This window comes from Lacrimispora amygdalina (assembly GCF_003432035.1).
GTDB classification, from domain to species: domain Bacteria; phylum Bacillota; class Clostridia; order Lachnospirales; family Lachnospiraceae; genus Lacrimispora; species Lacrimispora amygdalina.
In genome coordinates this window covers 33,371-51,115 of the sequence record NZ_QOHO01000067.1, presented here as the reverse complement: position 1 = coordinate 51,115, position 17,745 = coordinate 33,371, and the positions used below count along the sequence as shown (strand labels likewise).

The following is a 17,745-nucleotide window of genomic DNA, read 5'->3' as shown; positions in this document are numbered from 1 at the left end:
GTTTTATGATAAACATATTAATCGTATCAGCAATTGCACTTGCAATCATAATCGGGTACAAAACAGGCTTTAATACTGGTTTATTCGCAATTATATTCGCCTATCTGTTAGGCTGTTTTGCTCTGGGGTTAGCACCAAAAAAGGTAATCGGGGGATGGCCCGTCAATACCATGTTTGTAATATTTTCTGTTTCACTTTTCTATAACTTTGCTCTGGTAAACGGGACACTGGAAAAAACCGCCCGGTATCTGCTTTATGCCTGCCGCAGATTCCCTGGTCTTCTTCCCTTCGCTCTCTATTTTGCCAGCGCGGGAATCGCAGCATTAGGTGCCGGATTCTTTACCGTTATGGCTTTTATGGCACCAATTGCACTGTTAATCTGTGAAGAAGCGAAAATGGATAAAATGGTAGGGGCTGCAGCGGTTAACTGCGGTGCTCTGTCAGGAGCAAATTTCATGACCAGCGGAAGCGGAATTATATTCAGAGGGCTGATGGATGAAAATAATTATGCAAGTGTTTCATTTAACTATACTTCTGTAATCTTTATTGAGAGTGTTATCTTCTCTCTTTTACTGATTGTGATATTCCGCTTTATTACAGGAAAAAACAGAGAAGTACAAAAAAATATGGTGTTTGAAAAGCCGGACGCATTTACTGCAAAGCAAAAAACCAATCTTATTCTGATCATTGTTATGATAGCAGTTGTTCTGCTGTTCCCCATCCTGCACATTATCTTCCCTGCTTCTGCTGCAGTAACCTTTATTAACAGCAAAATAGATGTTGGTCTGACAGCCATTGCATTTTCAGCTGTTGCTTTATTTCTAAAGCTGGCTCCTCAGGATGAAGTCATCAAAAAGGTTCCGTGGAATACCATTATCATGATCTGCGGTGTGGGCATGCTGATCAACGTAGCCATCGAAGCAGGTACCCTTGATTTAATGGCATCCTGGGCAGGTTCCAGTCTGCCGGTTTATGTGGTTCCGGTCGCATTCAGCCTGATCGGATCAATAATGAGTTTCTTTTCCAGCACCCTTGGAGTTGTATGTCCTGCACTGTTTCCCCTGGTTCCTTCCCTTGCGGCTGCAACGGGAATCAGTCCGCTGATCATTTTCAGCAGCATCGTAATCGGCGCACAGAGTTCAGCGATCTCCCCATTCTCTTCCGGGGGAAGTCTGGTTCTGGGTACCTGTACTACTGACGAAGAACGCACTGCCATGTTCCCGCGTCTTTTATTTGTTGCTGTACCCGTCAGCGTCATTTCTGCTACTATCTTTAATGTTGTTGCATCACTGTTTATATAAAATGAAAAAGCCTGCAGCCAGAATAATATCTTTATTTTGGCTGCATATTTCATACGTTACAAATGAAAGGATATCTTATGAAAAATTGGAAAATAGGTCAGAAAATCATAGCAGCATTTGGATTGATTTTTCTCCTGTTTATTATCTCAGCCCTGCTCTCCGGCAGGGGAATGAACAAACTATACACAACTTTTACCTCTTTTTATAACCGCCCGTTTACAGTATCCAATGCCACACTGTATATCAAGTACGATTTACGTACAATTGAAAAAAACCTGATTCTGATTATCCAGAGCAAAAACGGAGATGATATTTCCAAATGGGAGGATGAAATTAATCAATCATCAGCGCGGCTCAATGAAAAAACCTCACTTTTAAAAAAGAACATGACACAACCGGAAAGTCAGGAAAAACTGGCTCAGATTATAGATTCCCAGAAGGAACGTGAGCAGATGGCTGAGGAAATCATTAATTTGAGTAAATCAGGCAGCTCTGCCAATGCTTTTCGCATCTATATAGATTCCTTTGAACCAAGTTCAGCCGCTGCCAGCGACATTGCCACTCAGTTAGAGCAGGCAGCCATCAATCGTGCAAGCCAGTTTTATACAGATGGAAAAACGGAATCAGCAAGAATTTATACGGTTCTCATTCTGTTTACGACAATCACATTATCTGCCATTGTTTTATTATGCATCTTCCTGACGAAAAGCCTCACTAGACCAATCAGGGAACTGGAACTTGCTACCACAGCTTTGGCCGCAGGTGAATTAGACACTGATGTCACCTACCAGTCAGCAGATGAGCTGGGTGTTCTTGCTGACAACGTCCGGAGTCTTATTAAAACACTGAATCTCTACATAAGTGATATTTCCCAGGTGCTAAAAAAAATGGCTGACAAAGATATGACTGTAACAATCAGCATGGATTACAGAAACAGTTTTTCACCCATCCGTACCTCAATGGAAACAATTCTGCATTCCTTAAACCTTACATTAAATCATGTGCAGACTGCCTCACGTGAGGTCAAAAACGGTTCTGAACAGGTATCACAGGGTTCACAGATTCTGGCGGAAAATGCCATAGATCAGGCCGATTCCGTTGAACGGCTTTTTGAAACAGTAAGCCATATATCAGGCCAGATCAAAGAAAACACTGACGGAATTTTAAAATCAAACGCTCTGCTGCTTGAAACACAGGAGGAACTTAGTACAAGCAATGACCGGATGATGGAACTGAATACAGCCATGAAAGATATCTCCGATAATTCCAGTGAGATAGGCGGAATCATAAAAACAATGGAGAGTATTGCCTTCCAGACAAATATTCTTGCCTTAAATGCTGCCGTAGAAGCTGCCCGGGCCGGAGCTGCCGGAAAGGGATTTGCTGTTGTTGCTGATGAAGTACGCCGCCTCGCTTCCTTAAGTACGGAATCTGCCCAAAAGACGCAGTATCTGATCGACCGCACGTTAAACGCCATAGTAAACGGAGCACAAATGGCTGATGATACCAAAGGTTCCTTAAACACTGTTCTCACTAAATCTGAGCAGTTAACCGAACTGATGAATAAAATTACCGAAGCTTCTTTATTGCAGACTTCTGCTCTGGAAAAAATCAGCCATGAAATTAACCAGATATCTACGGTTGTACAGACTACATCAGCCACCGCGGAAGAAAGCTCTGCTGCAAGCGAGGAACTGGCTGCAGAAGCAGAAAATTTAAATCAGCTTATTTACCAGTTCCAGCTGGATCATTCATCTGACATGATATAACAGTTTTCTATTTTCCGTAAAATAAGAGGGTAACGCCAAAATCACCAGAAATGTGATATAGCGATACCCTCTGTTTCATTTCATTTATTAAATGCTTTGAGTAAGACGATAAGCCGGGTTATGTCGTTGAATGGCCATCTATCTAGGCCTGCCGTCGCCGGCAGGCTCAAGCGACCTACCCGGAAGCAGACGGGCCGCCTTATGCTTCCTGTTCGGTCTTGCTTCGAATGGGGTTTACATGGACCCCTCCTGTTACCAGAAGAGCGGTGGTCTCTTACACCACCTTTCCACCCTTACCGCAGATGCGGCGGTTTATTTCTGTTGCACTTTCCCTGGAGTCGCCTCCGCCAGACGTTATCTGGCATCCTGCCCTGTGAAGCCCGGACTTTCCTCACCTGCAGCCTTTCGGCTTTGCAGCTGCGGCCATTTGTCTTACTCAAAACCATATAATTCTATCATAGTTCCAGGCATTTGTAAAGCTGCCTTTTCAATGACCTGATTTTTTTATACCTTAAAGCAGCTTCCTCCAATAAATTCTCTCACTATGGAGTTGCGTGGAATGTCTTCACTGTTGACTCCCAGAAAATAATCCAGGAATTTTAAAAGCCGTTTTGCTTCCATATATTCGGGCGATTCTCTGGGTATACCGAAAAGGAGCGGCTCTGCATACTGTTTCAAAACGGATAATTCATATACGGTAGCCGAATTAAACATCATATCTGCGGATTCCTGGAACGGAAAAATATAGGCTTCCTCTCCCTCTCTCACAGTCGGCCACATGCGTATGGTATCCTGGGCTGATGCGCCTCTTGTTCTGGCATCCCGCACCATACGCCTTATGAGGCGGCAGTCGGTAGTGGGAATCCGGTTGTGTTCGTCAATGTTTAACTGGGTCAGCGCGCTGACATAAACACGGAATTTACTTTCTTTTGGAAGTGAATAGGATAATCTGTCGTTCAGGCAGTGAATCCCTTCAATTACAAGAATATCATCCTTCCCAAGCTTTAAATAATCGCCCCGATACTCCCGTTCTCCTGTTTTAAACTGGTACCTCGGCATTTCTACCGTTTCTCCGGCTAGAAGAGCCGTCATGTCTTTATTAAACTGATCAATATCCAGGCATTCCAAAACTTCATAATTATAGCTTCCGTCTGGATTTTTCGGACTGTTTATTCTGTTTACAAAATAATCATCAACTGCAATTGGGTGGGGAATCATCCCCTGCGCCTTCAGCTGTACCGATAATCTATGGGAAAATGTTGTCTTTCCTGATGAGGATGGGCCTGCAATCATAACAAATTTTTTGCTCCGGTCAGCGCCGATCCTTGCTGCGATTTCAGCAATCTTTTTCTCCTGAAGTGCCTCCTGGATCAGGATCAGTTCATTGATATCACCTGCAGCTATCACTTCATTTAAGGCTCCGACATGAGAAACCTTGAGTCGCTCCCCCCATTTTACACTTTCTTTTAATACCTGATAAAGCTTCTGCTTTTTTTCTGCTTCAAAAACAGGCACCTCCTGGGGATTTTCCTTCTGGGGAAGCATGAGCATAAATCCCTCATCATAAGGAATGATATTAAAATACCTGATATATCCAGTATTCTGCACCATATAGCCGTAAAAATAATCTTCAAAACCGCCGATGCTGTATAAGTTAACGCGGGATACCCTGCGGTAGCGGAAAAGCCGTTCTTTGTCATACATCCGGTGCTTGTGGAACAGTTCTATGGCATCATCCGTATTAACGCTTCGCTTCATGATGGGGATTTTCTGGTCAACATATTCTCTCATACGCGCCATCACACGGTTTAACAGTTCTTCTGTAAGCGGTGCCGTTCCGTGAGGCTGAATGTAGTAGCCTTTTCCCAGGGAAAAGTCCACGGTCACCTTTTCGATATTCTCTGATCCCGCCACATCATAATATGCTTTCAGCATAAGGAAAATCGCACTTCTGTGATAGGTCTGTATCCCGGGCTGATCTCTTCCGGTAAAAAAATGAAGGCTGCAGTCAAACTGAACCGTCTTATGAAGTTCTCTTAACTTTCCGTTGATGCCTACCAGAAGAATCTCATCGTCATACTGCGGCTGATACTCCTTCGCTATATCCTGGTAAGTCGTGCCAATTGGGTATTCTCTCTTTGTTCCATCTATTGTTACAATCGCCATTCTTTTCCTCCTTATAAAAATGTCTCAGGAAATCTCACGTCCGCCTTGTAAATCTCCAGTTCCTCTCCTGCTTTTTTCTTCAGAAAATCTTCCATGTAATCAAGGAAAAGATATTCCAGACCATAATGACCTGCATCAATGACTGCCATATGGTTTGCTGCCGCGTCAGTTCCGCTGTGGTGTCCGATATCTCCTGTAATCAGTACTTCAACTCCCGCTTTCAGGGCAGGTTTTATCATGCTGGAACCTGCGCCCGGGCTGATTCCCACAAAAGCCACAGGTTCTTTTAGATCCTGCTCTCCGTATATGGTGACAAACGGAAGCCCGAACCTCTCCTTTACCAGTCCGGCCAGTTCCCTCACTGTCACAGGCTGTTCTAAATAACCGGTCTTTCCGATTCCATATGCAGTCTCCGCAGAGCCTTCCGTGATATCTGTCTTAACAGTTCCTTCTATTTCCAGGACATTCGTTTTCGTTAATCCCAGTATTCCCGCAGCCGCATCCGCCATACATCCGGGAGCCGCATCAAAATTGGTATGCATGGCATAACAGCAGATATCATTCCGGATCAGCTTCATCAGCCTCCCGGCAATAAAATCACTGTCATTAATCCGGTTTAAAGGCTTAAAAATTATGGGATGATGAGTCAAAAGAAGATCGGCTCCGCAATCCACCGCTTCTTCTATCGCTCTCTCATCCCCATCCAGGGCGATATACACCTTTTTTATCTCTTTTTTGCTCCGTCCTACAAGAAGCCCTACATTATCCCATTCACAGGCACAGGCGGCAGGTGCCAGTTTTTCCAGTATTTCAATCAGTTTGCTGCATTGCATCTTGTGCCTCCTTATTCCACTTTAAGTCCAGTTCCAGTTCTCCGATTCTGCTTTCTGCGTTTATTGTTCCGCTTGACTTTAAACCTTTTAAAATCAGGCCAAGCTTTATCTGCTCTTTCTTTAAGTATTCCTTTAAAACAGGATCTCCTGACTTCAGTAAATCCCTGCCATACCGATACTCCAGTTCCGGATTCAGACCGCTTAAAACAGAAGCTTCTCTGGTAACACCCATGACGGAATAATATTTTCCGTCCTCTTTTATCATAGTCTCTCTCCCGATAGAAAATTCATGCTCTATGAGAAACTTACGTACTTTATAAAGTTCAGAATGAGGTGACAGAACCCAGTATGAGATACTGTCCCATAAATGCCGTCCCTCTTCCAATATATGTATAATCAGTTCTCCGCCCATGCCGGCAATGACAACACAGTCTGCCTGATTTTTCTCTAACTTTAAAAGTCCGTCGCTTAAACGGACTTCAACCAGATCTTCTAAGCCCGCCTCTTTTATGTGAGTCTGGGCCCTTAAAAGAGGCCCTTTTCTCACATCCATGGCAATGGCTGATTTTGCAATGCCTTCCTGTACTAAATGAATCGGGATATAGCCATGATCCGTTCCCACATCAGCCACATGGCTGCCTTCCGGAACAAATGAAGCGATCACTCCCAAACGTTTTGATAATTTCATAGTAAACTCCGTCTTGCTTCTTAATCGTCCAGATAATCTTTCAGCTTTTTGCTTCTGCTGGGATGGCGCAGTTTTCGCAAAGCCTTCGCTTCAATTTGTCTGATCCGTTCTCTTGTAACATTAAACTCTTTCCCCACCTCTTCCAGAGTCCTGGGGCGTCCGTCATTTAAACCAAACCGCAGCTTTAACACCTTCTGTTCCCGCTCCGTTAAGGTATCAAGTACTTCCATAAGCTGTTCATGAAGCATGGTAAACGTAGCCGCGTCCGCAGGGACCGCCACCTGATCATCCTGAATAAAATCACCTAAATGGCTGTCCTCTTCCTCACCGATAGGCGTTTCCAATGAAACCGGCTCCTGGGAAACTTTCATAATCTCCCGCACCCGCTCTACCTGCATATCTGCCCTTGCTGCAATCTCTTCCGGCACAGGTTCCCTGCCCAGTTCCTGCAAAAGCTGTCTGGATACACGTACCAGACGGTTAATGGTTTCCACCATATGAACAGGAATCCGGATTGTACGGGCCTGGTCTGCAATGGCACGGGTAATCGCCTGTCTGATCCACCAGGTCGCATAAGTACTGAACTTATATCCTTTTCTGTAATCAAACTTTTCAACTGCTTTGATTAACCCCAAGTTTCCTTCCTGTATCAGATCCAGAAACTGCATTCCACGGCCGACATACCGCTTGGCAATGCTTACTACAAGGCGGAGATTGGCTTCTGTTAATCTCTGCTTGGATTCTTCATCCCCCAGCTCGATCTTTTTAGCCAGTTCAATCTCATCTTCGCTTGAAAGAAGAGGGACTTTACCGATTTCCTTTAAATACATACGGACAGGGTCTTCTACACTGACACCTTCAGGAACAGACAAATCGATGCTTTCCATATCGATTTCTTCCTCTTCCTCAATGTCTTCTTCCAGAAAAAGATCCTCGTCTAAATCCAGTTCTTCCCCGCTGATGGAAAGCACGTCCACCTTACTGCTCTCCAGAAAATCATAGATCTGATCCAAACGGTCTGAATCTAAATTTTCTCCTATAAAGAAATCAAGTATTTCCTGATTTTCCAGGACATTTCTCTTCTTTCTCGCTAATAGGAGGAGCTGATTTAACTTCTCCTCAAATGCCACTGTTGACTCTTCCTGCCTGCTGCCAACCTGTTCCTCTTCTGTCTTTCCTGAACCCACCATCTTATCTGCTGTCTTCTTAACATTCTCGTCCATGTTTTTCCATCCTTCCACAGCCTGCCTATAGTGTACACCCTAATCCAGTGAAATATTCAAATCCCTCAGCGCAGCCTGTTCCTTTATAATTCTTTGCAGTTCTTCTATCCCTGCTGCATGACGGCTGGCATGATCCAGACTGTTTTTTTTCACTTTCATTATTGTTTCCGAAAACGCTTTTTTCTGTTCTTCATTATCAAGAGACTCTTTTAAGCTCGCATGGAAAAGACCTGCGACAGTCCGGTATTGATCCTCATCATCTATGAAATGATTTAAAATCTCGGCCGGATTCAGTGTTCCGGCAGCGTGTCCGTCAAAAACCATCTGTGCCACCTTATGATACAGTTCTTCTATAAAATCATCAGGAGTAATCACTCCTTTAATCTTATCAAATAGTACAGGATTCTCAATCAGCCAGGTTAACAAAAGCCTTTGCGACTGCATAACACCATCTTCTTTTTCTTTTTTGCGCTGATTCTTTCCGGTTTCCTCTTCCTCTCCCCTTACAGAAGACCGGACCGGTCCCAGTGCAGCACCCAGCCGGTTCACCAGGCGCTTTAAATCCTGGTAATTAATGAAAAATTCTCTGGATACAGCCTCTAAATAGTTTTCCCTCTCAAGCGCTTCCGGAAATTCCAAAAGCTTCCTTGCCGTCTGATTGTAAAACTCTGTTTTCTGTTCCGGATCATCCATCTTATAATTCTTTTTCAAGACTTCAATTTCAAAGAGAAAACTGTTGCGCGCCTCCTCAATTCTCTTCTTAAATTCATCGGCTCCAAGATTCTTTATAAATTCATCCGGATCCTTATAGGGCTCCATATTCAGAACGCGAATGGATATCCCCACTTCCCGTAAAATAGGAATCGCCCTCAGTGCCGCTTTCTGTCCGGCTCCGTCACTGTCATAGGTAAGGATCACTTTATCCGTATACCGTTTTAAAAGCTGGGCATGCTGGGTGGTAAATGCCGTTCCTAATGAAGCTACCGCATTGGTAAAACCGGCCTGGTGCATGGCGATCACATCCATATACCCTTCACAGATCAATATGTATTTTTCCCGTGACAGTCTGGCATAGTTCAGTCCGTATAAGTTTCTGCTTTTATCAAACAGCTTTGTCTCCGGAGAATTTAAATATTTCGGTTCCCCGGCTCCCATGACTCTCCCGCCAAAACCGATGACCCGGTTATTCACATCCATAATGGGAAACATCACCCGGTTCCAGAACTTATCATGGCTTCCCTTTTCTTCTATTGTCACAAGTCCTGACTGCTTTAAAATATTATCGTCATACCCTTTGCCTCTTAAATAGCGGTATAGATCGTCACTGGTCTTATTGGAATATCCAAGCCCGAAGCGGACTATGGTCTCATCACTCAGCTGTCTGTCCCTTAAATACCGGTAACCGGCTTCTCCCTGTGGATTCTTCAGCTGGTAATAAAAATAGCCGGCAGCCAGCTTGTTCATCTCCAGAAGAGCGGCCTTTAAATCCTCCTGCTCCCTGGCCTCTTTGCTGTATTCTTCAACCGGCAGTTTTACTCCCGCCCGGTCTGCAAGCATCTTAAAGGCTTCTGAAAAGGAATAATTCTCATATTCCATAATAAAAGTAATAACATTGCCGCCTGCACCGCACCCGAAGCAGTAATACATCTGTTTGGCCGGTGAAACGGAAAAGGAGGGAGACTTTTCGTTATGAAACGGGCATAAACCAAAATAATTACTGCCCTTTTTCTGCAGTTTCACGTATCCTGATACGATATCCACAATGTCATTCCTCATCCGGACTTCTTCAATTATATCCTCCGAATATCGCATAAAGCCTTCTTCCTCCTTTCACTAATGATAAAAATGCTTATTTGTCAAATTGCTTTCCATGCCTTTGGAACAAACAGTTCTTCAAACCGGTCAATGGCATAGCTGTCACTCATTCCGGCAATATAATCACAGACTGCCCGCTCTTTGCTTGCATCCCTTTTTTCCATCAGAAACCTGTATTCTTCCGGAAGCCTGTCCGGATGCTCCATATAATACTCAAAAAGCATGGCGATCATCTTCTGTGCTTTACCTTCTTCTGCTTTTGGAATCTCATTCTTATAAACATGCTGAAACATCCAGGTTCTTAATCCCTGCATGGCGGCTTCCATATCAGGAGACATGATGATCTCATTCTTCCCATAGCTGTTGTGAATGATATCATGAATGAGATTATTCAGCCTTTCCCTGACACTATGTCCTAAAATATCGGTATAGCAGGCAGGCAGGTCCTCTTCTACAAACATCCTTGCACGGATTGCGTCATCGATGTCGTGGTTGATGTAGGCTATTTTATCAGACAGCCTGACAATTCCACCCTCTAAAGTTGCCGGATGCCCGCTGGTCCGGTGATTTAAAATTCCATCTCTCACTTCCCATGTGAGATTTAAACCCATTCCGTCTTTTTCAAGGATCTCAACAACCCGCACACTCTGCCTGTAATGGGCAAATCCCTGGGAACAGATCTCGTTGAGAACTGCTTCTCCGGAATGGCCAAACGGCGTATGCCCCAGATCATGCCCCAGAGCAATCGCTTCTGTTAAATCTTCATTCATACGAAGTGATTTGGCTATGGTTCTTGCGATCTGGGAAACTTCCAGCGTATGTGTAAGTCTTGTCCGGTAATGATCACCTTCTGGTGCCAGAAACACCTGAGTCTTGTGTTTCAGCCTTCGAAATGCTTTACAGTGAATGATTCTGTCACGATCCCGCTGATATGCGGTGCGGATATCACAGGGTTCTTCTTCCCGTTCTCTGCCTTTGGTGTTCTTGCTAAAAGCAGCATAAGGACTTAAATAAGCTTCCTCCCACTGTTCTGTGGATTCTCTGATATTCATTCGATCACATCCTTCGCAAAGTTATGGTACATTATATCATATTTTCAGTAATTTTAACACCCTATATTAAATTATTTGCAATACCACTTACCTTGTGCTGCTGATACGTTTCCTGTATTCACTGGGAAGGCATCCATACCTCTTTTTAAACGCTTTGGCGAATGCCCTGCTGTCAGGAAACCCATGCTTCATGGCAATTTCACCAATTTCATGATCCGTTCCCATCAGTTCACGTACCGCATACTTGACACGCAGGTCAATTAGAAATGTACGGTAATTGACCTGCGCATACTTCAAAAAGATCCTGGATAAATAGGTAGGACTGAACCCAAAACGCAATGCCACCGCATCCAGTTTTAGGTCCTGGTCGTAATTCTCTCTCATATACTGGGTTACATCTGAGAGTTTATCAAGCTGCTTTTTCTGACGGATCACCTCTTTATCCATATTCTCTGTTTTAAACTCCGTAATCAGCAGATATAAAAGCTGGTAGAACTGGCTTTTCACCTGAAAGCCATAACCATATTCCTGCTTTTCATAAACGAAAAAAAGAGAAGTCACAAGATCTTTCAGCTTACGATTTGCCTCTTCTCCTTTTCTTTCAAAGTTTACATACGAATCTTCTCCCATGTAATCTTCAAATGTTTCTCCGGGTATCTGCAGAACAATGGTAATATTCGGATTGGGGCATTCGATGGAATGTACTTCATTGGAATTAACCAGTACAAATTCATCTCTGGTCAGTTTTAAATGTGTGTTATTAATAAAAAAATCAATTTCCCCCTCCAGAACCAGAAAAATTTCCACAGAATGGTGCCAGTGCTTCGTCACTTTATAATTCCCTTCCCTGCCTTCAAAAATAAACAGCCGGAAGGGAAGATCATTATTGGGTATGACCAGTTCATGTCTGATTTCCATTTCACACCTCCAAAATGTACTGTATCCATTATAGAACATTTCTGCCTGTTGTCCAATGGATTTTCTTTCGTTTTAAACAGGAAGGCTGTCGCTGACGCATAAAACACCATATCCCAGTTCCGGGTTTGGATACCGGGTGATCCCGGGAAGCTTTCTTGCGCCGCGGATTAAATAAGCTTTTATTTTTTCCCCAAAAAGGAACGGATCTCTGCCATCCACGATCCCCCACTGCATCAAAAGGGCTGCACTTCCTGTGACAAAAGGCGTGGCAAAGGAAGTTCCTGTAACAGGATCATACCCTCCTCCGGCCCGGGCTGCAATAATTCCCACTCCTGGTGCTGCCAGATCCGGCTTAACCAGATTTGTTCTTCTTGTATAGCCTCTTCCTGAAAAATCTGCATAAGACTGATACGTATCATCATAAGCCCCGACGGAAATGACCTTTGATGCTGTAGAAGGAATCGTCAGTGTTGTTTCAGGCGTTGCCCTTAAAAAGCGGGTGGACTGATTTAGCACCCCGGAAGAAGGAAGCCACAAATCATAATTTCCCTCTACAATCTCTCTCGGTGTCAGCCGGAATTTCCAGATTCCGCTGTCAATATAGTCTTCCACAGGAAGAAAATCCAAATAAATCTCCTGAGCCACGCTGTATGGTCCCGGTTTCCCATAATACAAAAGAATCCGGGTGTTTCCGTAACTGATGGTCTGGGGTCCCAGTCTGCTGCTGATGGGACCAATTACTTCCCCGGACGGGGTGATAATGCTGATATCAAACAGATCTGCATAGGACTTCCAGAGTTGAACGCTGAAGCTCTGCTGAAAGCCTCCCACACTGAGCTCGATCTCCTGGGGACTTGCCATGGTTAAGGTACCGGATATATGTCCCCCGCCAACCCCCTCATTGCCCGTACCAACCACAATTACGGTCTTACCATAATTGGAGATATCATCGAGAAATGTTTCCAGCAGACTGGTCCCGTCATGGGATCCATAGGTATTGCCAAAGCTTAAATTAATGGCAATTGGCATCTGCAAATCAACAGCTTCCTTTACTGCAAAATTAACTGCACGCATAAGTTCTGTTGTTCTTGGAAACCCGCCTTCCTGGGGTACTCCCAGTTTCACCACTAAAAGAGGACTTTCATAAGCAACGCCTCTGAACTGCCCCCTGTTTTCCCTGCCGTTTCCTGCCGCAATGGAGGCGACTGCCGTTCCATGACCGCTGATATCAACAGACGGAACCAGCTTATTCGCCTCTTCTCTGCTTCCTGTTGCCAGCGCTGCATCTATTTCCTCTTTCGTAAATACCCGGTTAAGCGTCTGATCCCATAACTTTAAAATCCGGGTTGTTCCGTCTGCATTGCGGAAATCATCATGATAATAATCAATCCCTGAATCAATGACAGCTACAAGCACGCCGTTTCCGGTCAGATTATTGGTCCCCTGTTGGACCAGATTGACACAAGAGGCCGCTTTTGCCTGATTCACGGCAAAAAACAGCCTCTTTGGTTTCTCCACATATTCTATCTGCGGCAGATCACTTAACTGATCGATAAAGGACTCCGGTACATTTAAGATGGCATACTCATTTACCATCTGCTCCACCCGGATTCCCACCTGGGTAAGGCCGCTGATATCCCCGGAATGCTTTACAATTACATCCCAGGTCTGTTCCCCGGGATTATATCCTACATTTAAACTACCTGACTTTTCCCGTTCCTCCGGACTGGCACTGAGAGCGAGATTCAGCAGGTTCTCCAATTTCTGATCCTGCATATGACATCCTATGGTTTTTTTACATTCTACGCAGAAAGAGTCACTCTCATTCCTTTACACTGTCTGCCTCGCATACCCGGACCTCATGGTAAAAGAACTGAAGGATATCCTCATAGGATTTTCCTTCCTTCGCCATCTCCTGAGCTGCGTTCTGGCTCATTCCCACTCCATGGCCGAAGCCGCCGCCATAAATATGGAACGTAGTGATGTTCTTATCATCAACTCCCTGATTTTCTATGGCAATATAGGCACTGGGAAGAGAATCGAAATTTTTCATCTGGGTTCCGTCTTTTTTGGTAATGGTCATATATTTATTGCCAAGTTTTGCTCTGACCTGCCCCTCACCGCTTATGGTCATGACGCCTTCTGAACCTTCGACTCTTAGCTTTTTTACAATACCGCCCACGCCCCGTTCAACCACTGTAATATTTAAAATGGAGCCTACTTCTGTAATTTCTTCCTCCAGCTGCCTGTTCGTAACCGTGGTCTCCCACCGGTACATGGGGAAAGAAGAATCATAAGCCGGATAATCTTTATTCTTTATAAATTCTTCAAAATCAGAATTGGTGGACAGATTTAACACTGCTCCTCCATCCTGAAGCAGTCCTCCATCTAAATAAGGGTACTGGGATGGGTCTCCTCCCCATACGCTGCCATCGGTAGTGTGTCCGCAGGAAGTAGAAAAATAAAACGCTTCGATAGGCGTATCCCCGTAAAAGAGCAGCTTGCCATACGTTTCCCGGACCGCATCCTCTGTCTTTACAGCCGCAGGGAGGTTGTTGTATACCTGAAAACGTGTACTGTCATCCACATGAGCACCATATTTGCTGTAGGTATTGCTCTGGATCTGGCGGTATGCATAGGTTCTTGCACACACGGCCTGGGCTTTTAATGCTTCTTTTTCATAGCTGTCAGGCATCTCACTTGGCACAACTTTTGTTAAGTAATCCTCCAGATACAATTCATTAATCAGAAGCAGTCCGTCTGAATCCTTCCTGATCTCTATCGTTCCGTTATAAGAAGGCGTCCCGTAGGATCGGTTTATGGAGTTCACCTCAATGGATCCCCCCTTTTCAAGGGGCGCTGCTACAATTCTGCCGCTTTTTAACCTTTCATCCGAAGGTTCTATAATCACCTCTGCCCCTGGCGGTATCTGAACCGTCTCTTTGTCATAGGTCAGTGTTAAGCCTGTCTTAGAAGACAGTGTCACCGAAGGATGAAAAATCGACTGAAAGTTCGTGTTCATAAGGAGTACCCGAATGGTCTTTGCATCAAATTCACGGACTAGTAAAGCTGCGCAGATCTTACCATGGGCTACGACAAAATCCTGTATATCATAACCGACTAAAATATCGGAAATGGTCCGTTCTTCAAATTGTCCATATAAACGGTAAACTTTAAAATCCTTATCAAACTTCAGTTTACCATAATTTTCAATTTCTATGGAAGTATCTGTAATAGCAAGTACCTTTCCTGAAATTCTCTTTTTCTTAAGCGTAACTTTCTGAAGATTTCCTCTTTTCAGACTTAAATCTGCCAGATTGTTAACAAGGTCCTCTGCCTGCCCCAAAGATGCATCCAGAGGAAAAGTTCTGATTGCAGATCCAAAATGTACCTGAAATGTCTCATTCTCGCCGGCGGTCAGCCAGACGTTTTTGTATGTAACAGAATCGCTTACGATTTCTTTTAAGGAAATGATTTCACTGCCTTTTACCAGTATCTTCACTTCCCAGTCTATGTAGGAATCCAGACTGATTCCTTCGAATCCAAATGTTCCTTCGCTGGTATAGGCAGTCCATGAGGAAGAAGGCCTTATGTTCGAAGGGGTTCCATAAAGAAAAACATCCATTGTTTTTATCTGATTTTCTTTATCAAGCGCCTTCGTTAAATCTTCAAACAGATACCACCATTCATCAGCGGTTATGTGTTTATTCTTATTCTTCTTTCCTCCATGAATGCTCTTTCCTGAACCAGGGACCAGTGCTTCTGCCAGGCTTTCTGCTTCCTGATAAGTTAAAAGTCCCTGAGCAGTCTCCTCATTTGCTGGCATAAGATCTGTATCAAGATAACCATTGGCATATAAATAATCCATATATTTCGCATACCAGACGCTCTGATCCTGTTTGGAGAAATATTGCTGCTTCTGATTCTCCTGCATTTTTTCCAAGCTTTCTCTGTCTGTAAGAAGGAGAGCTGCTGACTTGCATGCCAGCCCCCTTGAAATCCCCTCCGGCTCCGGCTCATTCATCAAAATAATGATAATAAGAACTATAACCAGAAGAGGAATACCGACGACAAACCCGATCAATGACTTTTTATTCATGCGCTCCTCTTATCTCATATATGTTTTTTTCTCTTCTTCAATCCGGTCTAATTTTAAATAGTCTTCTGTTTTTAAAGAGAGGTCTTTCTTTGACAGCGACCTGTTTACCATTCTGGTAATCACACTGTAGATCACAGCAAACGTGGGCACTGCAATGATCATTCCAACAAATCCGAACAATCCCCCGAAAAGGAGAATGGAAAACAGAACCCAGAAGCTTGGCAGCCCCGTAGAATCACCAAGAATTTTAGGTCCCAGAATATTCCCGTCAAACTGCTGAAGCAGCAAAATGAAAATCAGGAAATAGAGACACTTTACCGGACTGACTAAGAGTATTAAAAATGCGCTTGGAACTGCTCCAATGAAGGGACCAAAAAACGGTATTACATTGGTAACTCCCACAATTACGCTTACCAACAGTACATACGGCATCTTCATGGCGTTGAGCAGTACAAAGCACATGATTCCGATAATTAAGGAATCCAGAAGCTTGCCGGTAATGAATCCTCCAAAAACCCGGTGCACAAAGCGGACCTCCTCAATGGCCTGATTCGCTGTTTTTATAGAAAAAATACTGTAGATAATCTTTTTTCCCTGAGCGGAGAGAGTCTCTTTGATATTAAGAATATATACCATTACAATAACACCGATTAAAATATTCTTAAATACCAGTACAACACTTAAAAGACCGCTGGATAAGCTGCCGATTAAGGAAGACATATTGGGAACCAGATCCGTAGTCATCCAGTTCTGGAGCCGGCCTGCAACCTGATCGTAAACAGGAATTATGAATTTCTCAAACGATGGGTTATCCTGAAACACCTTTTGAAGTCCCAATGCAATGTTATTGATATTCTCTCCGAAATTATCCTGTATTCCCATAATGCTTGTATATATTTCAGGTATGATCATTGAGAAAAGTCCTATAACAATCACAAACAAAAAGATCAGACTGACTATGGTGGCCACTACCCTTGAAATGGAACGGACTGCTTTTTTGCTGTGAAATACTGCATTCAGTAAGCGGGCACAAATATCTCTTGTTTTGTTATAAACCGGCAATAAAAGATATGCCAGCACTGCACCATAAATGACAGGCATTAATATTTCTACAATCAGATGTACTGTACCTTTTACCGATTCAAACCGGGAAAGAAAAAAAGCAAATGCAATGCTGAGTGCAATTACTGCAAGGGCAGTTACACCCCAGCAGATGTAACTGCGGTATTTATAATCCTTCATGTTCATCTCCTATGTGGTTCCTGTTAATATATGTCTTATCATACTTTACCATATTTTACCATAAAGTTAAAGCAGCGATTTCTCGCTGCTTTTTTCTTTTGTAACCCCAAAATGCCGGTTCTTACTTATTGACGCCTAGCTAAGCTAGGTGGGCAACCTCACTCAGGCATCTGCCTTCCACTACTACGGAGGCCTGACATCCGCCTGAAAATATTGGAATCCCTTATGTCATAATGTAGGTTCAAAAAAGGTAAGATTATCGTACATCTCAGGAATTACATTCACTATTTTCTATGGCTTCAGTATACAACAATTCCAAAGATTTTTCAAGTTCCTTTTCCTGTCAGTTTTTTTACGCTGATCAGAAAACAATATTCTTACCGCCGAGGAGTCTTCCATGTTCCACGTATAAATCCAGACGATTTAACAGGGAATCACAGGATTCTTCCTGAATAATCAGTTCAACCGCTTCAGCAGTTACCAGGGAAAGAACAGATAAAAGTGATTTCGCATTCACGATACAGTCTCCATTCACCAATTCCATCTTTTCTTTGCACTTACCGGCTATGGATACAAATTCCAATATGGAATCCATGCCCCAGAAACCGATCCTAACCTTTTTCATCTGCTGTAATCCTC

13 protein-coding genes and 2 other RNA genes are annotated in these 17,745 nt (G+C 43.7%); 2 read left to right on the top strand and 13 right to left on the bottom strand.

Annotated features, from left to right (window positions below; genetic code table 11):
• The first annotated feature begins 5 nt into the window (after positions 1 to 5).
• Both DS742_RS20105 and DS742_RS20100 read left to right on the top strand, forming a co-directional pair.
• Positions 6 to 1,301, top strand: coding sequence for an SLC13 family permease (locus DS742_RS20105; protein ID WP_117418752.1), 1,296 nt, complete (start codon positions 6 to 8; stop codon positions 1,299 to 1,301).
• A gap of 77 nt (positions 1,302 to 1,378) precedes the next feature.
• Positions 1,379 to 3,070, top strand: a complete 1,692-nt coding sequence (locus DS742_RS20100; RefSeq protein WP_170313532.1) for a methyl-accepting chemotaxis protein — start codon at positions 1,379 to 1,381, stop codon at positions 3,068 to 3,070.
• A gap of 93 nt (positions 3,071 to 3,163) precedes the next feature.
• Here DS742_RS20100 and rnpB read toward each other — a convergent pair.
• The 13 genes from rnpB to DS742_RS20035 all read right to left on the bottom strand — a co-directional run bounded on the left by rnpB (position 3,164) and on the right by DS742_RS20035 (position 17,731).
• Positions 3,164 to 3,509, bottom strand: an RNA gene (gene rnpB, locus DS742_RS20095) — RNase P RNA component class A.
• A gap of 65 nt (positions 3,510 to 3,574) precedes the next feature.
• Entirely contained in the window at positions 3,575 to 5,236 is a 1,662-nt protein-coding gene (locus DS742_RS20090) for a nucleoside kinase (RefSeq protein ID WP_117418750.1), read from the bottom strand.
• An 11-nt stretch (positions 5,237 to 5,247) separates the two neighbouring features.
• Positions 5,248 to 6,069 (bottom strand): Nif3-like dinuclear metal center hexameric protein, encoded by an 822-nt coding sequence (locus DS742_RS20085; protein ID WP_117418749.1) that lies wholly within the window; start codon positions 6,067 to 6,069, stop codon positions 5,248 to 5,250.
• Positions 6,047 to 6,757 (bottom strand): tRNA (adenine(22)-N(1))-methyltransferase, encoded by a 711-nt coding sequence (locus DS742_RS20080; protein ID WP_117418748.1) that lies wholly within the window; start codon positions 6,755 to 6,757, stop codon positions 6,047 to 6,049. The genes DS742_RS20085 and DS742_RS20080 overlap by 23 nt, the downstream gene beginning before the upstream one ends.
• Positions 6,758 to 6,777: 20 nt before the next feature.
• On the bottom strand, positions 6,778 to 7,947 hold the full coding sequence (gene rpoD / locus DS742_RS20075; RefSeq protein ID WP_117418791.1) for an RNA polymerase sigma factor RpoD: 1,170 nt from the start codon (positions 7,945 to 7,947) through the stop codon (positions 6,778 to 6,780).
• 72 nt (positions 7,948 to 8,019) lie between these two features.
• Positions 8,020 to 9,792, bottom strand: coding sequence for a DNA primase (dnaG, locus tag DS742_RS20070; RefSeq protein ID WP_117418747.1), 1,773 nt, complete (start codon positions 9,790 to 9,792; stop codon positions 8,020 to 8,022).
• Between the two features lie 44 nt (positions 9,793 to 9,836).
• On the bottom strand, positions 9,837 to 10,847 hold the full coding sequence (locus tag DS742_RS20065; protein ID WP_117418746.1) for a deoxyguanosinetriphosphate triphosphohydrolase: 1,011 nt from the start codon (positions 10,845 to 10,847) through the stop codon (positions 9,837 to 9,839).
• A gap of 87 nt (positions 10,848 to 10,934) precedes the next feature.
• Entirely contained in the window at positions 10,935 to 11,765 is an 831-nt protein-coding gene (locus tag DS742_RS20060; protein WP_117418745.1) for an AraC family transcriptional regulator, read from the bottom strand.
• A gap of 72 nt (positions 11,766 to 11,837) precedes the next feature.
• Entirely contained in the window at positions 11,838 to 13,541 is a 1,704-nt protein-coding gene (locus DS742_RS20055) for a S8 family peptidase (RefSeq protein WP_117418744.1), read from the bottom strand.
• Positions 13,542 to 13,587: 46 nt separating this feature from the next.
• Positions 13,588 to 15,864, bottom strand: a complete 2,277-nt coding sequence (locus DS742_RS20050; RefSeq protein ID WP_117418743.1) for a SpoIID/LytB domain-containing protein — start codon at positions 15,862 to 15,864, stop codon at positions 13,588 to 13,590.
• Between the two features lie 9 nt (positions 15,865 to 15,873).
• Positions 15,874 to 17,106, bottom strand: coding sequence for an AI-2E family transporter (locus tag DS742_RS20045; RefSeq protein ID WP_117418742.1), 1,233 nt, complete (start codon positions 17,104 to 17,106; stop codon positions 15,874 to 15,876).
• 99 nt (positions 17,107 to 17,205) lie between these two features.
• A non-coding RNA gene (ssrS, locus tag DS742_RS20040) (6S RNA) lies at positions 17,206 to 17,384 on the bottom strand.
• 83 nt (positions 17,385 to 17,467) lie between these two features.
• Positions 17,468 to 17,731, bottom strand: coding sequence for an HPr family phosphocarrier protein (locus DS742_RS20035; RefSeq protein ID WP_117418741.1), 264 nt, complete (start codon positions 17,729 to 17,731; stop codon positions 17,468 to 17,470).
• Between the last annotated feature and the right edge of the window lie 14 nt (positions 17,732 to 17,745).

Coding starts and splice junctions, on each gene's coding strand:
- DS742_RS20050 (WP_117418743.1), bottom strand. CDS start 15,864: ATGAATAAAAAGTCATTGATCGGGTTTGTCGTCGGTATTCCTCTTCTG.
- DS742_RS20105 (WP_117418752.1), top strand. CDS start 6: ATGATAAACATATTAATCGTATCAGCAATTGCACTTGCAATCATAATC.
- rpoD (WP_117418791.1), bottom strand. CDS start 7,947: ATGGTGGGTTCAGGAAAGACAGAAGAGGAACAGGTTGGCAGCAGGCAG.
- DS742_RS20080 (WP_117418748.1), bottom strand. CDS start 6,757: ATGAAATTATCAAAACGTTTGGGAGTGATCGCTTCATTTGTTCCGGAA.
- DS742_RS20045 (WP_117418742.1), bottom strand. CDS start 17,106: ATGAAGGATTATAAATACCGCAGTTACATCTGCTGGGGTGTAACTGCC.
- DS742_RS20035 (WP_117418741.1), bottom strand. CDS start 17,731: ATGAAAAAGGTTAGGATCGGTTTCTGGGGCATGGATTCCATATTGGAA.
- DS742_RS20090 (WP_117418750.1), bottom strand. CDS start 5,236: ATGGCGATTGTAACAATAGATGGAACAAAGAGAGAATACCCAATTGGC.
- DS742_RS20065 (WP_117418746.1), bottom strand. CDS start 10,847: ATGAATATCAGAGAATCCACAGAACAGTGGGAGGAAGCTTATTTAAGT.
- dnaG (WP_117418747.1), bottom strand. CDS start 9,792: ATGCGATATTCGGAGGATATAATTGAAGAAGTCCGGATGAGGAATGAC.
- DS742_RS20055 (WP_117418744.1), bottom strand. CDS start 13,541: ATGCAGGATCAGAAATTGGAGAACCTGCTGAATCTCGCTCTCAGTGCC.
- DS742_RS20100 (WP_170313532.1), top strand. CDS start 1,379: ATGAAAAATTGGAAAATAGGTCAGAAAATCATAGCAGCATTTGGATTG.
- DS742_RS20085 (WP_117418749.1), bottom strand. CDS start 6,069: ATGCAATGCAGCAAACTGATTGAAATACTGGAAAAACTGGCACCTGCC.
- DS742_RS20060 (WP_117418745.1), bottom strand. CDS start 11,765: ATGGAAATCAGACATGAACTGGTCATACCCAATAATGATCTTCCCTTC.